This is a genomic window from Salipiger sp. PrR002 (assembly GCF_010500775.1).
GTDB lineage: Bacteria > Pseudomonadota > Alphaproteobacteria > Rhodobacterales > Rhodobacteraceae > Salipiger.
In genome coordinates this window covers 179483-194353 of sequence record NZ_JAAGOU010000003.1, presented here as the reverse complement: position 1 = coordinate 194353, position 14871 = coordinate 179483, and the positions used below count along the sequence as shown (strand labels likewise).

Genomic DNA, 14871 nt, shown 5'->3' with positions numbered 1-14871 from the left:
CTCCGGGCCTTCTTCTCTTTCCAAATACGCATGTCGCAACCGACGGCTCAGCGCTCCGCCCCGATCAGCGCGGCAAGGATCTCGCCGTCGCTCCGCCCCGAGGCGCGGGCGATCGAGGCAAGGCTCTCCTCCTGCCCGCCGACCGCAAACCCCGCCTCCGTCAGCGTGGCGCCGAGGTCGGCTGCAGGCACGTCGATCAGCGCCGCCACTTCGGCCACGCTGCCCTCGAGCACCAGCCCGGCGGCGGCGAACTGCGGCGGACGCCCGCCGCCTGCCGCACCGTCCGCGCCCGACAGCGACGGCACCACGAAGGCCACAGCCATCACCAGCGACGCCACCATCGCCAGCCCGAAGGCAGGCTTGCGCATATAGGCGGTCATCGGGCGCCAGTTCTTCCACAGGTGCAGAGCGAAGGGCAGGATCAGCACCATGCTCAGCCATTCGTGCATGCCGTGAAACCAGCCCATGTTCCAATGAAAGAACAGCGCGATTCCCGAAATGAGCGAGACGAGGAAAAGACCGGTGATGAGCGGCGTGGCGTAGCGTTGGATGACGGGTTTCATGCTGCGGATGCTCCGATGCTGGCGTTCGAAAGGCCGCGCCCTCCCCCGCGCGCCCATATCCGATACGCGCCGCCGCGAAGTTTCCGTCGCGTTTTGCTGCGCTTTTTTGCTGTCCGGGAAATTTCCGGCAAAAACCTGAATTTTCCTCTTGCGGAGGTCTGCGGGAAACTCTAAATCGCCCACACCAACAAGGAAGCGGGCGTAGCTCAGGGGTAGAGCATTACCTTGCCAAGGTAAGGGTCGGGCGTTCGAATCGCCTCGCCCGCTCCAGTTGGACCTCCGGCAGCAGCCGGGCCGGTGAAAGGCCGGATCGACAGACGGGCAGAGGCCTGAAAGTCGCACATGATGAATGGTTTGCGGGCGTAGCTCAGGGGTAGAGCATTACCTTGCCAAGGTAAGGGTCGGGCGTTCGAATCGCCTCGCCCGCTCCATTCACAACTTTCCTTCCAGACGAAGTTTCCAGACAGACTGGTCGACCTACAGGCCGCTAGACGGCTTTGCGCACTTTAGTTGACGCCCTTGCCCCAGCGCGGACGGGCGACCCGAAGGCCGCCCTGTGGCGGCTCAGAACGCCTTGAAGGTCAGCGTCGTCAGCGAGCGCTCGATTCCCGGCACATCCAGCAGATTCTCGTTGATGAAATGCCCCACGTCGGCACCCTCGGGGATGTAGAGCTTGAGCAGCAGGTCCCAGTCGCCCGACGTCGAATAGAGCTCGGAGTGAATCTCGCGAAGCGCGATCTGATCGGCCACCTGATAGGTGGTGCCGGGCTTGCAGCGGATCTGCACGAAGACGCAGGTGGTCATGGTCGGGGCCTTTCGTTGATATGCGGGCAAGCTGTCACACCGCCCCCGCCGCCGCAAGCGTGCCCGCGGCCTGCTGAACGCGCGGGGCTTGGCGCGCGCCCTGCCCCGCCCTATAAGCCCCTGCGAGACATCGAGGAGTATGGTCCATGCGCAAGGCCGAGGTAAGCCGCAGCACCGCCGAAACGAAGATCGAGGTCGCGCTCGATCTCGACGGCACCGGCAGCTACGACATGAAGACCGGCGTGGGGTTCTTCGACCACATGCTGGACCAGCTGGCACGCCATTCGCTGATCGACATGGTGGTGCGCGCCGAGGGCGATCTGCACATCGACGATCACCACACCGTCGAGGACACCGGCATCGCCATCGGGCAGGCGCTGGCCAAGGCGCTCGGCGACAAGCGCGGCATCCGCCGCTATGGCTCTTGTCTGCTGCCGATGGACGATGCGCTGGTGCGCGCCGCGCTCGACCTCTCGGCCCGTCCGTTCCTCGTGTGGAAGGTCGAGCTGCCCACCGAGAAGATCGGCAGTTTCGACACCGAACTGGTGCGCGAGTTCTTTCAGGCGCTGGCGACCCATGGCGGCATCACCCTGCACGTCGAGGCCATCGATGGGGTGAACTCGCACCATATCGTCGAGGCGGCGTTCAAGGCGGTGGCCCGCGCCCTGCGCGAAGCGGTCGAGCCGGACCCGCGCAAGGGCGACGCGATCCCTTCGACCAAGGGCGCGCTCTGAATTTTTCGCGGGTCAGCGAGGGGCCAGCCCCTCGCGCGCCCCGGAGTATTTGCGGAAAGATGAAAGGGGCCGGGACTGCACCGGCCCGGAAAGGTGAGCCACATGCTGACGGCGATCATCGACTACGAGAGCGGCAACCTGCATTCGGCCGAAAAGGCCTTTCAGCGCATGGCAAGCGAACTGGACGCCGGCACCGTGGTGGTGACCGACGACCCCGAGGTGGTGGCCCGCGCCGACCGGCTGGTGCTGCCCGGCGACGGCGCCTTCCCCGCCTGCGCCAAGGCGCTGCGCCATTCGGGCTGTTTCGACGCCATGGTCGAGGCGGTGACCCAGAAGGGTCGTCCCTTCCTCGGCATCTGCGTCGGCATGCAGCTTATGGCGCGGGTCGGCTATGAATATGAAGAGACCCCCGGCCTTGGGTGGGTCGACGGCGAGGTCGAGAAGATCCTGCCCGAGGACCCGGCGCTGAAAGTGCCGCATATGGGCTGGAACGAGCTGGTCATCGACCACGAGCACCCGGTTCTGCACGGCGTGCAGAGCGGCGATCACGCCTATTTCGTGCATTCCTACCAGATGCGCATGCTGACCCCCGCGCACCGCATCGCCCATGTGGACTACGGCAGCACGGTGACCGCGGTCGTTGGAACCGGCACCATGCTGGGCTTTCAATTCCACCCCGAGAAGAGCGCCGAGACCGGGCTGCGGATGATCGGCAACTTCCTCACCTGGGCGCCCTGATCCTTGGTGCAGGCGCGGGCTGCCTTTGCGGCAGCGCGCGGATTGCAAAGCGCGCCCCGGCGCGGCTATAGGGTGCCCGACACCGATCCTGTCACTGACCTTTTGCGGAGCCGCGCCATGATCCTCTACCCCGCCATCGACCTCAAGGACGGCAAGGCCGTGCGCCTGCTGCGCGGCGATATGGAGAAGGCCACGGTCTTCAACGACGATCCGGCCGCGCAGGCGATGGAGTTCGTCGAGGCGGGCTGTGACTGGCTGCACCTCGTGGACCTCAACGGCGCTTTCGCCGGGGAGCCGGTGAACGCGACGGCGGTCGAAGCGATCCTCGCGCGCACCAAGGTGCCCGCGCAGCTGGGTGGCGGCATCCGCGATATGGCGACCATCGAGCGCTGGCTCGACAAGGGGCTGGCGCGGGTCATCCTCGGCACCGTGGCGGTGGAAAACCCCGCGCTGGTGCGCGAGGCGGCCAAAGCCTTCCCCGGCAAGATCGCCGTGGGCATCGACGCCCGCGACGGGCGGGTGGCCACCAAGGGCTGGGCCGAGGTCACCGATGTGGACGCGGTGGATCTGGCGCGCAGCTTCGAGAACGACGGCGTGGCGGCGATCATCTACACCGACATCAACCGCGATGGCGCCATGCAGGGGCCGAACATCGATTACACCGCCGCCATGGCGCGCGCCGTGTCGATCCCGGTGATCGCCTCGGGCGGCGTGTCGTCGCTGGCCGACCTCATCGCCCTGCGCGACTGCGGCGCGGAGCTCAACGGCGCGATCTCGGGCCGGGCGCTTTACGACGGGGCCATCGACCTGAAAGAAGCGCTGGCCGCCCTCAAGAGCTGAGCCTAGCGCCGGAGCCAAGCAAAAGGGCCGCCCACTTGGGGCGGCCCTTTGTGCATTCCGGGAGGCGTTAGTAGTTAAAGCGGCTCCGTGCGGTAGAGCTTCACCTTCAGGCTGCCATGGGCGACCGGCGCCCCCGTCGGCAGGAAGCGCAGGCCGGTGGCCTTGGCCAGACCCGGCTCGGTGGTGATGATCCCCACGCGCCAGCCGCCGAACTTCTCTTTCAGCACCGCGCCCAGCGAGGCGTGCAGCGCGTGCAGCGGGCCCTTCTCGCCAATCCGCGCGCCGTAGGGCGGGTTCACCATGACAAGCCCCGGCGGGCCTTCGGGACGCTCCAGCTCGCTCACCGGGCGGCAGTCGAAGCGCGTCCAGTCGGTCACCCCGGCACGCTCGGCATTGGCGGTCGCCGAGCGGATCGCCCCCGCGTCCCGGTCGGATCCATAGTAGAGCGCGGAGGGCGTGCGCAGCGGACCCTGCCGCTTCATTCCCTTGAGGTCCGCCGGCGCAAAGACCGCCAGACGCTCGAAATCGAAGGCCCGCGCCCGGCCCGGCAGCAGGCCCGCGGCGATCTCGGCCCCCTCGATGGGGAAGGTGCCCGAGCCGCACATCGGGTCGAGCACCGGCTCGACGCCATCGTAGCCGCAGGCGCGCATGAAGAGCGAGGCCAGCGTCTCGCGCATGGGCGCCTTGCTCACCGCCTGTTTGAGGCCGCGTCGGTGCAGCGGCTGGCCGGAGGTGTCGACGGAGAAGGAGACGAGGTTGTTCTCGATCCGCGCGAGGATGCGCACGCCGTCCTCGGCGATGGGCGCGCCCAGTTCCTCGGTGATTGCCCGCTCGATGCGCTGCTTGGCGGCGCCCGCGTGGTAGATCTTGGACTTGCGGCTCAGCGCCTCGACCTTCACCGGCACATCGGCGCGCAGGATGTCGCCCCAGGGGAACTTACGGGCCCGCTTGTCGAGCTGCGCCAGATGCAGCGCCGGAAAGCCGCCGATGCGGGCCAGCACCCGCGCCGCGCCGCGCAGTTCCAGATTGGCGCGCGCCACCTCGGGCCAGCCGCCCTGAAACGACACGCCGCCCTGCTCGGGCTTCAGCGGGCCGAAGCCAAGCGCCTTGGCCTCCTGCACCAGAACCGGCTCCAGCCCCGGCGCGCAGGCGAGGAAAATCTCGAAGGTGTTTTCCATGGCTCAGAGCAGATCCAGCACGCGCTCGGGCGGACGGCCGATCACCGCGCGTTCGCCCTCGAAGGCGACCGGGCGCTCGATCAGCTTGGGCGTTTCGGCCATCGCGCGCAGCAGCGTCTCATCGTCGCTGTCCTTGCTCAGCCCCGCCGCCTTGAACTCGGCTTCCTTGATCCGCATCATCGCGATCACCGGCACGCCAAGCGCGGCGTGCGCCGCCTTCAGCTCGTCATAGCTCGGCGCGTCTTCGAGATAGCGGCGGACCTGCGGCGCGACGCCCTTGTCTTGCAGCAGCGCCAGCGCCTCGCGCGACTTGCTGCAGCGGGGATTGTGCCAGAGGATCATGTCCAGTCTCCGCGCCCGGTGCCCACCGCTTCCTCGACCGAGGCAAAGCCGTCGCGCGCCAGCAGCGCATCGAGCCCCACGGCGATGTCCTGCACCAGCGACAGCCCGCCGTAGACCAGCGCGGTGTAAAGCTGGACCGCAGACGCCCCGGCGCGGATCTTCTGATAGGCCTGCTCGGCCGAGCCGATGCCGCCGACACCGATGAGCGGCAGCTGGCCCTCGGTCAGCTGCGACAGATGCGCCAGAACGCGGGTGGATTTCTCGAACAAAGGCTGGCCCGACATGCCGCCCGCCTCGGAGGCATGGCTCGAGCGCAGCCCTTCGCGCGAGAGCGTGGTGTTGGTGGCGATCACCGCGTCGACCTTGGAGGCCATGGCCACCTCGGCCACGTCCTTGAGCCCCTGCTCGTCGAGGTCGGGCGCGATCTTGAGGAACACCGGAATGCGATCGTCGAGGTTCGCCCGAGCCTCCATAACGCCGCCCAGCAGTGCCGCCAGCGCATCCTTGCCTTGCAGGTCGCGCAGCCGCTCGGTGTTGGGCGAGCTGACGTTGACGGTGGCGAAATCGAGATGCTCGCCGCAGCGCGCCAGCACCTTGGCGAAATCCGCCGCGCGGTCGTCGCTGTCTTTATTGGCACCGAGGTTGAGCCCCAGCACCATGTCGCGCGGGCGATGCACCAGCCGCCCGACGGCGGCCTCCATGCCCTCGTTGTTGAAACCGAACCGGTTGATCGCCGCCTGATCCTCGGTCAGCCGGAACAGCCGCGGCTTGGGGTTGCCCGGCTGCGCGCGGGGGGTGATCGCCCCCACCTCGACAAAGCCGAAGCCCGCGCGCGACAGGCCCGAAAGCGCCTCGGCATTCTTGTCGAACCCGGCGGCAAGCCCGATCGGGTTGGGCAGCCGCAGACCCGCTACATCGCAGCGCAGCCGGTCCGAGGTGATCAGACCGGGCGCCGGTGCCAGACCCATCTTCAGGGCAAGAACCGCGGCCCGATGCGCCTGCTCGGGGTCAAGCTTGTGAAACAGCGGCAGACCTGCCTTCTCGAGAAATCGCATCATGCCAGATCATCCGGAAACACATGCGCCCCGGAGCTGCCCACCGGCAGCGGACGCGCCCATTTGAGCCCCGCCATTGGCAAGGCGGCGTAGAGATGCGGGAACAGCGCGCCACCGCGCGACGGCTCCCAGCGCAGCTGGTCACCCAGATCCTCCGTCTCGTAGCAGAGCAGATGCAGCCCCTCGACGCCAGAAAAATGCTTCGAGGCCGTCTCGCGCACCTGCTCGGCGGTCGAGAAGTGAATGTAGCCATCGGCCACGTCGATGGGCGCCCCGGCGGTCTCGCCCTGCGCCTGCAGCGCCGCCCATTCGTCGGCCCGGAGGATTTTGTAAATCAGCATGGGCTCCAGATGCCGTGGAACCCTGCGCCGGTCAATCCCCGCCTACCGAAAGGCAGGCGCAAGACGGCTCAGAGCCAGCGCCCGCAGTGCCGCTGGATGCGTGGGATGATCACCCAGACCATCGAGAAAACCATGATCGGGACAAACAGCAGGTTGCGCTGCCAGACCTGCCACTCGGCGGTGATGGGACCGATCAGATAGAGCAGCAGCGTGACAAGCGGATAGACGGCAAGAAACACGAAGATGGCGAACCGCAGACGGGACGGGGTCCGCGGCGTGGCTGTCGTGGCAGTCATGGGAGGACTCCATTTATCGGAACGATACGTTCCGTTCCATAATATCTGGCGTGCACGCCTGTAAAGGGCTATGCGAATGGGACCCGCCCTTTTCGCAGCAAAGCCTATCCGATGACCGAAAAACGAGCCTCCATCGGCGCCCGCCGCAACCCCGACACGGAAACCGCCGTGCTCGACGCCGCCGCAGAGGTTCTGGCCGAAAAGGGCATCTCGGGTCTCAGCATGGAGGCGGTGGCCAAGCGTGCGCGGGCTGGCAAGGCAACGCTCTATCGCTGGTGGCCGACGCGGGGCGCGCTGCTTCTGGCGGTCTACCGCCGCATGAAGTTCGACGATCATTACCCCGACACCGGCGCGCTCGAGAGCGACATCGCCGGGGTGCTCGCCTTGGTCCTCGACCATTGGCGCGGCGGCACGGCGCAGGTCTTCCGTTCGATCATCGCCGCCGCGCAGGCCGAGCCGGACGTCAACGCCGCTCTCACCGAGTTTCGTCTCGAGCGGCGCGATGCGCTGGTCCGCGTCATCCACCGCGCCGAGGCGCGCGGCGAGCTTGCCCCCGGCCTCGCTCCCGAAGCACTGGCCGACGCGGTGATCGCCATGCTCTGGCTCAAGCTCCTGTCGGATCAGACAGACGCCGATCCCGCCGAACTTGCCCGGGTTCTAACCCACGGCTGGACGCAAGGCTGACTTTTCCCTCAACGTGTTTTGACAGGCCGCAGAAGGCGTTGCAGGATCAGAAGATAATAACACGACAGAGAGGATTCCCATGTCGCTTCGTCTTCTGACCGGCGCCGCCGCGCTGGCGCTGACCGCTGGAACTGCCAGCGCCGACTATTCCATCACCATCCTGCACACGAACGACTTCCACGCGCGCTTCGAGCCGATCAGCAAGTATGATTCCACCTGCGGTGAAGAAGACAACGCGGCGGGCGACTGTTTCGGCGGCTCGGCCCGCCTGCAGACCGCCATCACCGAAGCCAAGGATCGCGCCGGGAACTACCTGCTGGTGGACGGCGGCGACCAGTTTCAGGGCACGCTCTTTTACACCTACTACAAGGGCAAGCTCGCCGCAGAGATGATGAACCAGATGGGCTATGACGCGATGACCGTGGGCAACCACGAGTTCGACGACGGCCCCGAGGTGCTGCGCGGCTTTGTCGATTCGGTCGACTTCCCGGTGCTGATGTCCAACGCCGATCTCAGCGGCGAAGATCTGCTGAAAGGTGAGATCCAGAAATCCGTGGTCATCGAGAAGGACGGCGAGAAGATCGGCCTCATCGGCCTGACCCCGGTGGACACCAAGGAACTGTCCTCGCCGGGCAAGAACGTTGTCTTCACCGATCCGGTCGATGCGGTTCAGGGCGAGGTCGACAAGCTGACCGCCGAGGGCGTGAACAAGATCGTGGTGCTGTCGCACTCGGGCTATCACACCGACCTGCGCGTCGCCGAAGAGACCACCGGCGTCGACATCATCGTCGGCGGCCACTCGAACACGCTGCTGGGCGACATGGACGGTGCCGAAGGCCCCTATCCCACCATGGTCAAAGACACGGCGATCCTCTCGGCCTATGCCTACGGCAAGTTCCTCGGCGAGCTGAACGCGACCTTCGACGATGAGGGCAACCTTGTCGAAGCCTCCGGCCAGCCGCTGATCATGGATGCCAGCGTAACCGAGGATGAGGCCACCAAGTCGCGCATCACCGACGCGGCCAAGCCGCTCGACGAAATCCGCAACAAGGTGATCGGCGAGTCGACCGCCGAGATCAATGGCAGCCGCGACATGTGCCGCGCCGAGGAATGCCCGATGGGCAATCTCGTCGCCGACGCCATGCTGGATCGCGTGAAGGATCAGGGCATCGACATCGCCATCACCAACGGCGGCGGGCTGCGCGCCTCGATCGACGCGGGCGAGGTGACCATGGGCGAAGTGCTGACCGTGCTGCCGTTCCAGAACACCCTCTCGACCTTCGAGGTCACCGGCGCGGTGATCAAGGAGGCGCTGGAAAACGGCGTCAGCCAGATCGAAGAAGGCGGCGGGCGCTTCCCGCAGGTCTCGGGCATGAGCTTCACCGTCGATCCCTCGGCCGAAGTTGGCAGCCGCATCTCCGACGTGATGGTCGGCGAGGCCGCGCTGGACGAAAGCGCCACCTACGGAGTGGTGTCCAACAACTTCGTGCGCAATGGCGGGGATGGCTACTCCATGTTCACCACCGCCGAGAACGCCTATGACTTCGGCCCCGACCTCGCCGATGTCACGGCCGAATTCGTCGCTGCAAACAGCCCCTACGAGCCCTTCACCGAGGGCCGGATCACCGTGAAAGAGTGACCCCCATCTGAGGCACAAACGCCGAAGGGCGCGCCAAGCGGCGCGCCCTTCTTGGTTTCAGGCAGGCGCGCAGGCACGCTGCGGCGCAACATCCCCTTCCCCCCGCGGAAATTCCGCACTATCACAGCGCCATGTTGAAGACCCGCATCATCCCCTGCCTCGACGTGGCCGATGGCCGCGTGGTCAAAGGCGTCAACTTCGTCGACCTGCGCGATGCCGGCGACCCGGTGGACGCCGCCCGCGCCTATGACGCCGCTGGCGCCGACGAGATCTGCTTTCTCGACATCCACGCCACCCATGAAAACCGCGGCACCATGTTCGACGTGGTCACCCGCACCGCCGAGCAATGCTTCATCCCGCTTACCGTGGGCGGCGGCGTGCGCACGGTCGGTGACGTCCGGGCGCTGCTGCTGGCCGGGGCCGACAAGGTCTCGTTCAATTCCGCCGCAGTGGCCAATCCCGACGTGGTGGCCGAGGCCGCGGATCACTTCGGCAGCCAATGCATCGTCTGCGCCATCGACGCCAAGACCGTGGAACCCGGCCGCTGGGAGATTTTCACCCATGGCGGTCGCCGCCCCACCGGCATCGACGCGGTGGAGTTCGCCATCACCATGGCGCGCAAGGGCGCGGGGGAGATCCTGCTCACCTCGATGGACCGCGACGGCACCAAGGCGGGGTTCAACCTGCCGCTGACCCGCGCCATCGCCGATGCGGTGCCGATCCCGGTGATCGCTTCGGGCGGCGTCGGCACGCTCGACCATCTGGTCGAGGGCGTGACCGAGGGCCATGCCTCGGCGGTGCTTGCCGCCTCGATCTTCCATTTCGGCACCTACACCATCGCCGAGGCCAAGGCGCATATGGCGCAGGCCGGCATCCCCGTGAGGCTCTGACATGTCGCAGATGACACTGGAAAAGCTGGAACAGGTGGTCGCCGACCGCGCCTCCGCCTCGCCCGACGAAAGCTGGACCGCCAAGCTGCTCGCCAAGGGCCCGGAGAAATGCGCCGAGAAATTCGGCGAGGAAGCCATTGAGGCGATCATCGAAGCGGTGAAGGGCGATCGCGAGAAGCTCGCCTCCGAGGCCGCCGACGTGCTGTTCCACTTCCTCGTGATGCTGCGCGCGCGCGAGCTGCCGCTGTCAGAGGTCATGGCCGAGCTTGAGCGCCGTCAGGGCCGCTCGGGCATCGCCGAGAAGGCCGCGCGGCCCAAGGGCTGAGACCACCGGTCAGGGGGCGCTGCCCCCTCGCCGCTGCGCGGCTCACCCCCGGCGTATTTTCAAAGAGAAGAAGCCAAAAAGAAGAAGCACAGGGGCCGGGACCCTGCGGCCTTCGTCTAGACGCAAATATCCCGGGGGAGTCCGCGCAGCGGACGGGGGCAGAGCCCCCTTCCCTTAGCCCTCGTCAGCCACCCACGGCGTCGGCGAGCGGCATGGACGCCCCAATGAGGCGCTCGTATTCGATCTTCGTGCAGCGGTTCTGGATCACGTCGATCCCCTTCGCCTCGGCCTTGGCGGCCGCTTCGGCATGTTCAACGCCAAGCTGCATCCAGATCGTGCGCAGCTGCGGCAGATGCGACAGCGCCGCGCCGACCACCGAGGGCACCGCGTCGTGGCGGCGGAAGATGTCGACCATATCCACCGGGGCGTCGATCTCCGAGAGACCGGCACGGAAGTCCTCGCCGAACAGCGTCTGGCCCACATGGCCGGGATTGACCGGAATGATCCGATACCCCCGCTGATGCAGGAAGCGCGAGACGTAGTGGCTCGGGCGCATGAGATTGGTCGAGACACCGACCACGGCGATCACCCGCGTGCGGGTCAGGACATCTTTGAGAAATGCGTCGGAATAGCTCATGCGAACAGCCTGTCACAGCGCCGGGGGAAGCGAAACTGGGAAAAGAAAAAGCGTCCGGGAGAAACCCGGACGCCAGTTACGGAACGAGGGACAGTGAAGGGGCTGCGGAAGTTCCGGTTCCGCGCCTCTGCATCAGAGATAGGCAAAAATGCCACGAATGTAAGACCCCTCGCGCTTACGTGATGAAAAAATCTTGACCTTCCCTTCTTCACGTGCTGGCGAACCTCACTCAGCCGCCATGGCAGCGCCGTTCAGCATCTGCCAAACCCGGTGCGGCGTGAACGGCATATCGGCCTGACGAATCCCCCGCTCCCACAGTGCGTCCTGCACGGCGTTCGACACGGCGGCCATGGAGCCCACGGTCCCCGCCTCGCCGCAGCCCTTCATGCCCATCGGGTTGCCGGTGGAGGGCACGGGCTCGACATCGAAGGCGATCCACGGCGCATCCTTGGCGCGCGGCATGGCGTAATCCATGAAGGTCGCGGTCAGCAGCTGGCCATCCTCGTCATAGACGGTGTGTTCGGTGAGCGCCTGGCCCAGCCCCTGCACCACGCCGCCATGCACCTGCCCCTCGGCCAGCATCGGATTGATGAGATTGCCGAAATCATCGACCACCGTGTATTTCACCACCCGCGTCACGCCGGTCTCGGGGTCGATCTCGACCTCGCAGAAATGCGCCCCATTGGGGTAGGAGCGCGCGTCGATGGCGGTGCGCGCGGACCAGCTCAGCAGATCCTCGCGGCCCTTCTCGCGGGCCAGAGCGGCAGCCTCGAGCATGGTCGGGTGCAGGTTCGAGCCTTCGGCGCGGAACTGCTCGTCATCGAAGCGCACGTCGTCGGGATCGACACCCATCTCGCCGGCAAGGAACTCGCCAAAGCCCGCGATCATGTCGCGCACCGCGGTCAGCGTCACCGTCGCCTGCGTGGTCACCGAGCGTGAGCCCCCGGTGCCACCGCCGCGCGGGATGCGGTCGCTGTCGCCCTGCACGAAGCCGATCTTCTCAACCGGGATGCCGGTCTGGTCGGCGAGGAACTTGGCGAACACCGTCTCATGGCCCTGCCCGTTCGACTGGGTGCCGACGTAGATGGTCGCGCCGCCGTCCTCGGTGAACTCCACCTTCACGTCCTCTGCGGGATCGCCAAGGATGCTTTCGATGTAATAGCACAGACCGAGCCCGCGCAGTTTGCCCTGCGCCTCCGAGGCCGCCTTGCGCGCCGGGTAGCCCGCGATGTCGGCATCCGCCTCGGCATGGGCCAGCACGCGGGAGAAATCGCCCACGTCGTAATTCTCGCCGGTGACGGTCTTATAGGGGAACTCCTGCACGAAGTTGATGCGGCGCAGTTCCATCGGATCGACGCCGAGCTCGCGCGCGGCACGGTCCATCACCCGCTCAAGCGTGTAGATCGCCTCGGGGCGGCCCGCGCCGCGATAGGCGTCGACCTGCGTGGTGTTGGTGTAGAACCCCTCGACCCGCATATAGGCCGCCTTGATGTCATAGGTGCCGGTCAGCACCTTGGCATAGAGCGCGGTCTGGATCGCCTGCCCGAAGTTCGAATTATAGGCGCCAAGGTTGCAGCGGGTGTGGTTGCGGTAGCCAAGGATGCGGTTGTCTTCGTCGAAGGCAAGCTCCGCCAGCGTCACCAGATCGCGGCCCGCGTGGTCCGAGAGCATCGCCTCGGTGCGGTCGGACATCCAGCGCACCGGCTTGCCCAGCTGCTTCGCCGCATAGGCGATGGCGAAATACTCGGGGTAGCCCGGAGCTTTCATACCGAAGCCGCCGCCAACATCGGGGTTGGTCACGCGGATCTGCTCGACCGGCAGGTCGAAGGCCTGCGCCAGTTCCGACTTCAGCCCCCAGACGCCCTGCCCGTTAAAGGCCACATGCAGCTTCTCACCGTCCCATTCGGCATAGGCGCCGCGCGGCTCCATGGCGTTGACGATGACGCGGTTGTCGCCGACCTCGAGGCTGACCACCTTGGCGGCCTTGGCAAAGGCCTCGTCGGTTTCGGCCTCATTGCCGAGACCATAGTCAAAGGCGCGGTTGTCCGGCGCCTCGGGGTGGATCGGATCGCCGCCCGCCGCCAGCGCCATATGCACCGGCAGATCCTCGAAATCGAACAGGATCGCCTCGGCGGCGTCCTTCGCCTCGATCATCGTCTCGGCCACGATCAACGCCACCGGCTCGCCCACATGGCGCACGTGGTCCTTGGCCAGCACCGGACGCATCGGGTCGGCGGCCTTGCTGCCGTCGCGGTTGTTGATCACCGTGCCGCCCATCGAGATGTCCATGCCGGAGGCCAGCAGATCCTCCACCGTCGCCACCAGATGCACACCCGGCATCTCGCGGGCGTCGGTCACGTCAAGCTCGGTGATCTTCGCATGTGCTACCGGCGAGCGCAGGACAAAGGCGTGCAGCGCGCCCTCGGGTGCAATGTCATCCACATAGCGACCGTGCCCGGTGAGAAAGCGCACGTCCTCGGTGCGCTTGAACGACTGGCTCTTGCCGAATTTTTCCATCTGGCTGGTCCTCCCGCGATGCGTCTTCGCGGGCGACTGTAGAGGCCATATCGGCAGAGTCCAGCGCCCGGGACTGTGATCTCAGGACTGTTTTTCGATTTCCACGACTCTGCGTACACCATAGCCGTTGAAGCCGGTGACGAGCGCGCGCGAATAGGCCCCCATGCCCTCGAAGAGCAGGTAGTCCCCCTCCGCCAAGTCACCGGGCAGCGCCAGCAATTCCGGCAGCCGGTCGATGCTGTCGCAGGTCGGGCCAAAGACGATGCGCCGCCGCAAAGCGCCGCAAAGCGCACCGCCCGCAGCAGCCACCGGGCGCACCCGGCTCATCGGTGCGATGTCGCGCCATTCCGCCAGGCCGCCGTAGACGCCATCGTTGAGAAAGACCGCCTCCTCGTCCACGCCCTTCACCCGCAGCGCCAGCGTCAGCGCCTCGGCGGCTAGCGCGCGGCCCGGCTCGCAGACCAGCTGCGGCGCGGTGTCGAAGGCGCCTTCGGTGACCTCGCGGATGGTGTCGAAGATTGCCTGCAGATCGGGACGGTCGGTGTCGCGATGCGCCGGAAAGCCGCCACCCACGTTAAGCCGGTGCAGCACCACTTTGGCCGAGCGCGCCACCGCGGCGGCCTCGGCAATGTAGCGCGCCCAAGGCTCGGGCGAGGCGCATTGCGTGCCGGGATGGAAGGTGAGCGAGGGGGTGAAGCCCAGCTCGGCCACACGCCGGAGCAGCGCCGCCGCCTGATCGGGCGTGGCGCCGAACTTGGCCCCGAAGTCATAGGCCGCGCCCGCCACCGGCAGCTTCAGGCGCACGGCGATCTCGGTGCCTGCGGGCAGGCCGCGCAGCTTCTCGAGCTCGCTGGCGCGATCGACGGACCACGAAACGCAGCCCGCCTCAAGGCCCGCCGCGATCTCTGCCGCCGAGCGCACCGGGTTGTGATAATGCAGCGCAGCGCCGGGCGCATGGGCGCGCACCAGCGCCATTTCTGCGGGCGAGGCGACGTCGAAGGCGGTGATCCCTGCGGCGTGCAGCGCGCGGATCATCTCGGGCGCAGGGTTGGCCTTCACTGCGTAAGTCACCAGCCCGGGAAAGCCCGCCCGAAACTCTCGCGCCACTTCGGCCAGCCGCTCCGGGTGAAAGAAAAACACCGGCGCGTCGGGCGCATTGGCCGCGAGCCAGCTTTCCGGCGTCGGCGATAGGCTGGGGTCGATCCGCATGTGTCACTGCCTCCTGCTGCGTTTTCTTTAAGCATGACGCAGAAAACGCTCGGATCCGCGTGGCAGATGGAACAGAATG

Annotated in this window: 17 protein-coding genes and 2 tRNA genes; 9 read left to right on the top strand and 10 right to left on the bottom strand. The window is 66.6% G+C overall.

Features of this window, described 5'->3' with window-relative positions:
* Positions 1 to 47 precede the first annotated feature (47 nt).
* On the bottom strand, positions 48 to 563 hold the full coding sequence (locus G0A00_RS04910; protein WP_164182269.1) for a DUF4405 domain-containing protein: 516 nt from the start codon (positions 561 to 563) through the stop codon (positions 48 to 50).
* Positions 564 to 758: 195 nt separating this feature from the next.
* Here G0A00_RS04910 and G0A00_RS04905 point away from each other — a divergent pair.
* A tRNA-Gly gene (locus G0A00_RS04905) sits at positions 759 to 833 on the top strand.
* A gap of 86 nt (positions 834 to 919) precedes the next feature.
* Positions 920 to 994: transfer RNA gene (locus G0A00_RS04900), tRNA-Gly, on the top strand.
* 133 nt (positions 995 to 1127) lie between these two features.
* Here the strand turns inward: G0A00_RS04900 and G0A00_RS04895 are convergent.
* The gene (locus G0A00_RS04895) at positions 1128 to 1367 is read right to left on the bottom strand and encodes an Lrp/AsnC ligand binding domain-containing protein (RefSeq protein WP_066104622.1); all 240 of its coding nucleotides are present in this window, start codon (positions 1365 to 1367) and stop codon (positions 1128 to 1130) included.
* A gap of 146 nt (positions 1368 to 1513) precedes the next feature.
* Between G0A00_RS04895 and hisB the strand changes: the two genes are divergently transcribed.
* The 3 genes from hisB (at position 1514) to hisA (ending at position 3679) form a co-directional block, all read left to right on the top strand.
* Complete coding sequence (gene hisB, locus G0A00_RS04890) at positions 1514 to 2101, top strand: imidazoleglycerol-phosphate dehydratase HisB (RefSeq protein ID WP_066104620.1); 588 nt, start codon at positions 1514 to 1516, stop codon at positions 2099 to 2101.
* A gap of 102 nt (positions 2102 to 2203) precedes the next feature.
* Positions 2204 to 2839 carry an imidazole glycerol phosphate synthase subunit HisH gene (gene hisH, locus G0A00_RS04885; RefSeq protein ID WP_164182266.1) on the top strand — a complete coding sequence of 212 codons (636 nt, stop codon included), beginning with the start codon at positions 2204 to 2206 and terminating at the stop codon, positions 2837 to 2839.
* 117 nt (positions 2840 to 2956) lie between these two features.
* The gene (hisA, locus tag G0A00_RS04880; RefSeq protein ID WP_164182264.1) at positions 2957 to 3679 is read left to right on the top strand and encodes a 1-(5-phosphoribosyl)-5-[(5-phosphoribosylamino)methylideneamino]imidazole-4-carboxamide isomerase; all 723 of its coding nucleotides are present in this window, start codon (positions 2957 to 2959) and stop codon (positions 3677 to 3679) included.
* Positions 3680 to 3753: 74 nt separating this feature from the next.
* On the opposite strand, the gene G0A00_RS04875 is transcribed toward hisA, so the two are convergent.
* From G0A00_RS04875 to G0A00_RS04855, 5 genes are all read right to left on the bottom strand, one after another.
* Positions 3754 to 4857 carry a class I SAM-dependent RNA methyltransferase gene (locus G0A00_RS04875; RefSeq protein WP_164182262.1) on the bottom strand — a complete coding sequence of 368 codons (1104 nt, stop codon included), beginning with the start codon at positions 4855 to 4857 and terminating at the stop codon, positions 3754 to 3756.
* A gap of 3 nt (positions 4858 to 4860) precedes the next feature.
* Positions 4861 to 5199 carry an arsenate reductase (glutaredoxin) gene (gene arsC / locus G0A00_RS04870; RefSeq protein ID WP_164182260.1) on the bottom strand — a complete coding sequence of 113 codons (339 nt, stop codon included), beginning with the start codon at positions 5197 to 5199 and terminating at the stop codon, positions 4861 to 4863.
* The gene (locus G0A00_RS04865; protein WP_164182409.1) at positions 5196 to 6254 is read right to left on the bottom strand and encodes a quinone-dependent dihydroorotate dehydrogenase; all 1059 of its coding nucleotides are present in this window, start codon (positions 6252 to 6254) and stop codon (positions 5196 to 5198) included. Before G0A00_RS04865 ends, arsC begins: the two co-directional genes overlap by 4 nt.
* Positions 6254 to 6595 (bottom strand): DUF952 domain-containing protein, encoded by a 342-nt coding sequence (locus G0A00_RS04860; RefSeq protein ID WP_164182258.1) that lies wholly within the window; start codon positions 6593 to 6595, stop codon positions 6254 to 6256. The genes G0A00_RS04865 and G0A00_RS04860 overlap by 1 nt, the downstream gene beginning before the upstream one ends.
* A gap of 68 nt (positions 6596 to 6663) precedes the next feature.
* Entirely contained in the window at positions 6664 to 6891 is a 228-nt protein-coding gene (locus G0A00_RS04855; protein WP_164182256.1) for a hypothetical protein, read from the bottom strand.
* Positions 6892 to 7002: 111 nt separating this feature from the next.
* Between G0A00_RS04855 and G0A00_RS04850 the strand changes: the two genes are divergently transcribed.
* From G0A00_RS04850 to G0A00_RS04835, 4 genes are all read left to right on the top strand, one after another.
* On the top strand, positions 7003 to 7575 hold the full coding sequence (locus G0A00_RS04850; RefSeq protein WP_164182254.1) for a TetR/AcrR family transcriptional regulator: 573 nt from the start codon (positions 7003 to 7005) through the stop codon (positions 7573 to 7575).
* A gap of 79 nt (positions 7576 to 7654) precedes the next feature.
* Positions 7655 to 9214 (top strand): bifunctional UDP-sugar hydrolase/5'-nucleotidase, encoded by a 1560-nt coding sequence (locus G0A00_RS04845; RefSeq protein ID WP_164182253.1) that lies wholly within the window; start codon positions 7655 to 7657, stop codon positions 9212 to 9214.
* 131 nt (positions 9215 to 9345) lie between these two features.
* Entirely contained in the window at positions 9346 to 10104 is a 759-nt protein-coding gene (gene hisF / locus G0A00_RS04840; protein WP_164182251.1) for an imidazole glycerol phosphate synthase subunit HisF, read from the top strand.
* A gap of 10 nt (positions 10105 to 10114) precedes the next feature.
* Positions 10115 to 10429 carry a phosphoribosyl-ATP diphosphatase gene (locus G0A00_RS04835; protein WP_164182407.1) on the top strand — a complete coding sequence of 105 codons (315 nt, stop codon included), beginning with the start codon at positions 10115 to 10117 and terminating at the stop codon, positions 10427 to 10429.
* Between the two features lie 184 nt (positions 10430 to 10613).
* Here G0A00_RS04835 and G0A00_RS04830 read toward each other — a convergent pair whose 3' ends face one another.
* The 3 genes from G0A00_RS04830 to G0A00_RS04820 form a co-directional block, all read right to left on the bottom strand.
* Complete coding sequence (locus tag G0A00_RS04830; protein WP_164182249.1) at positions 10614 to 11066, bottom strand: CoA-binding protein; 453 nt, start codon at positions 11064 to 11066, stop codon at positions 10614 to 10616.
* A 225-nt stretch (positions 11067 to 11291) separates the two neighbouring features.
* The gene (locus G0A00_RS04825) at positions 11292 to 13583 is read right to left on the bottom strand and encodes a xanthine dehydrogenase family protein molybdopterin-binding subunit (protein ID WP_164182247.1); all 2292 of its coding nucleotides are present in this window, start codon (positions 13581 to 13583) and stop codon (positions 11292 to 11294) included.
* 81 nt (positions 13584 to 13664) lie between these two features.
* Complete coding sequence (locus G0A00_RS04820; protein WP_164182245.1) at positions 13665 to 14792, bottom strand: alanine racemase; 1128 nt, start codon at positions 14790 to 14792, stop codon at positions 13665 to 13667.
* Positions 14793 to 14871: the final 79 nt, after the last annotated feature.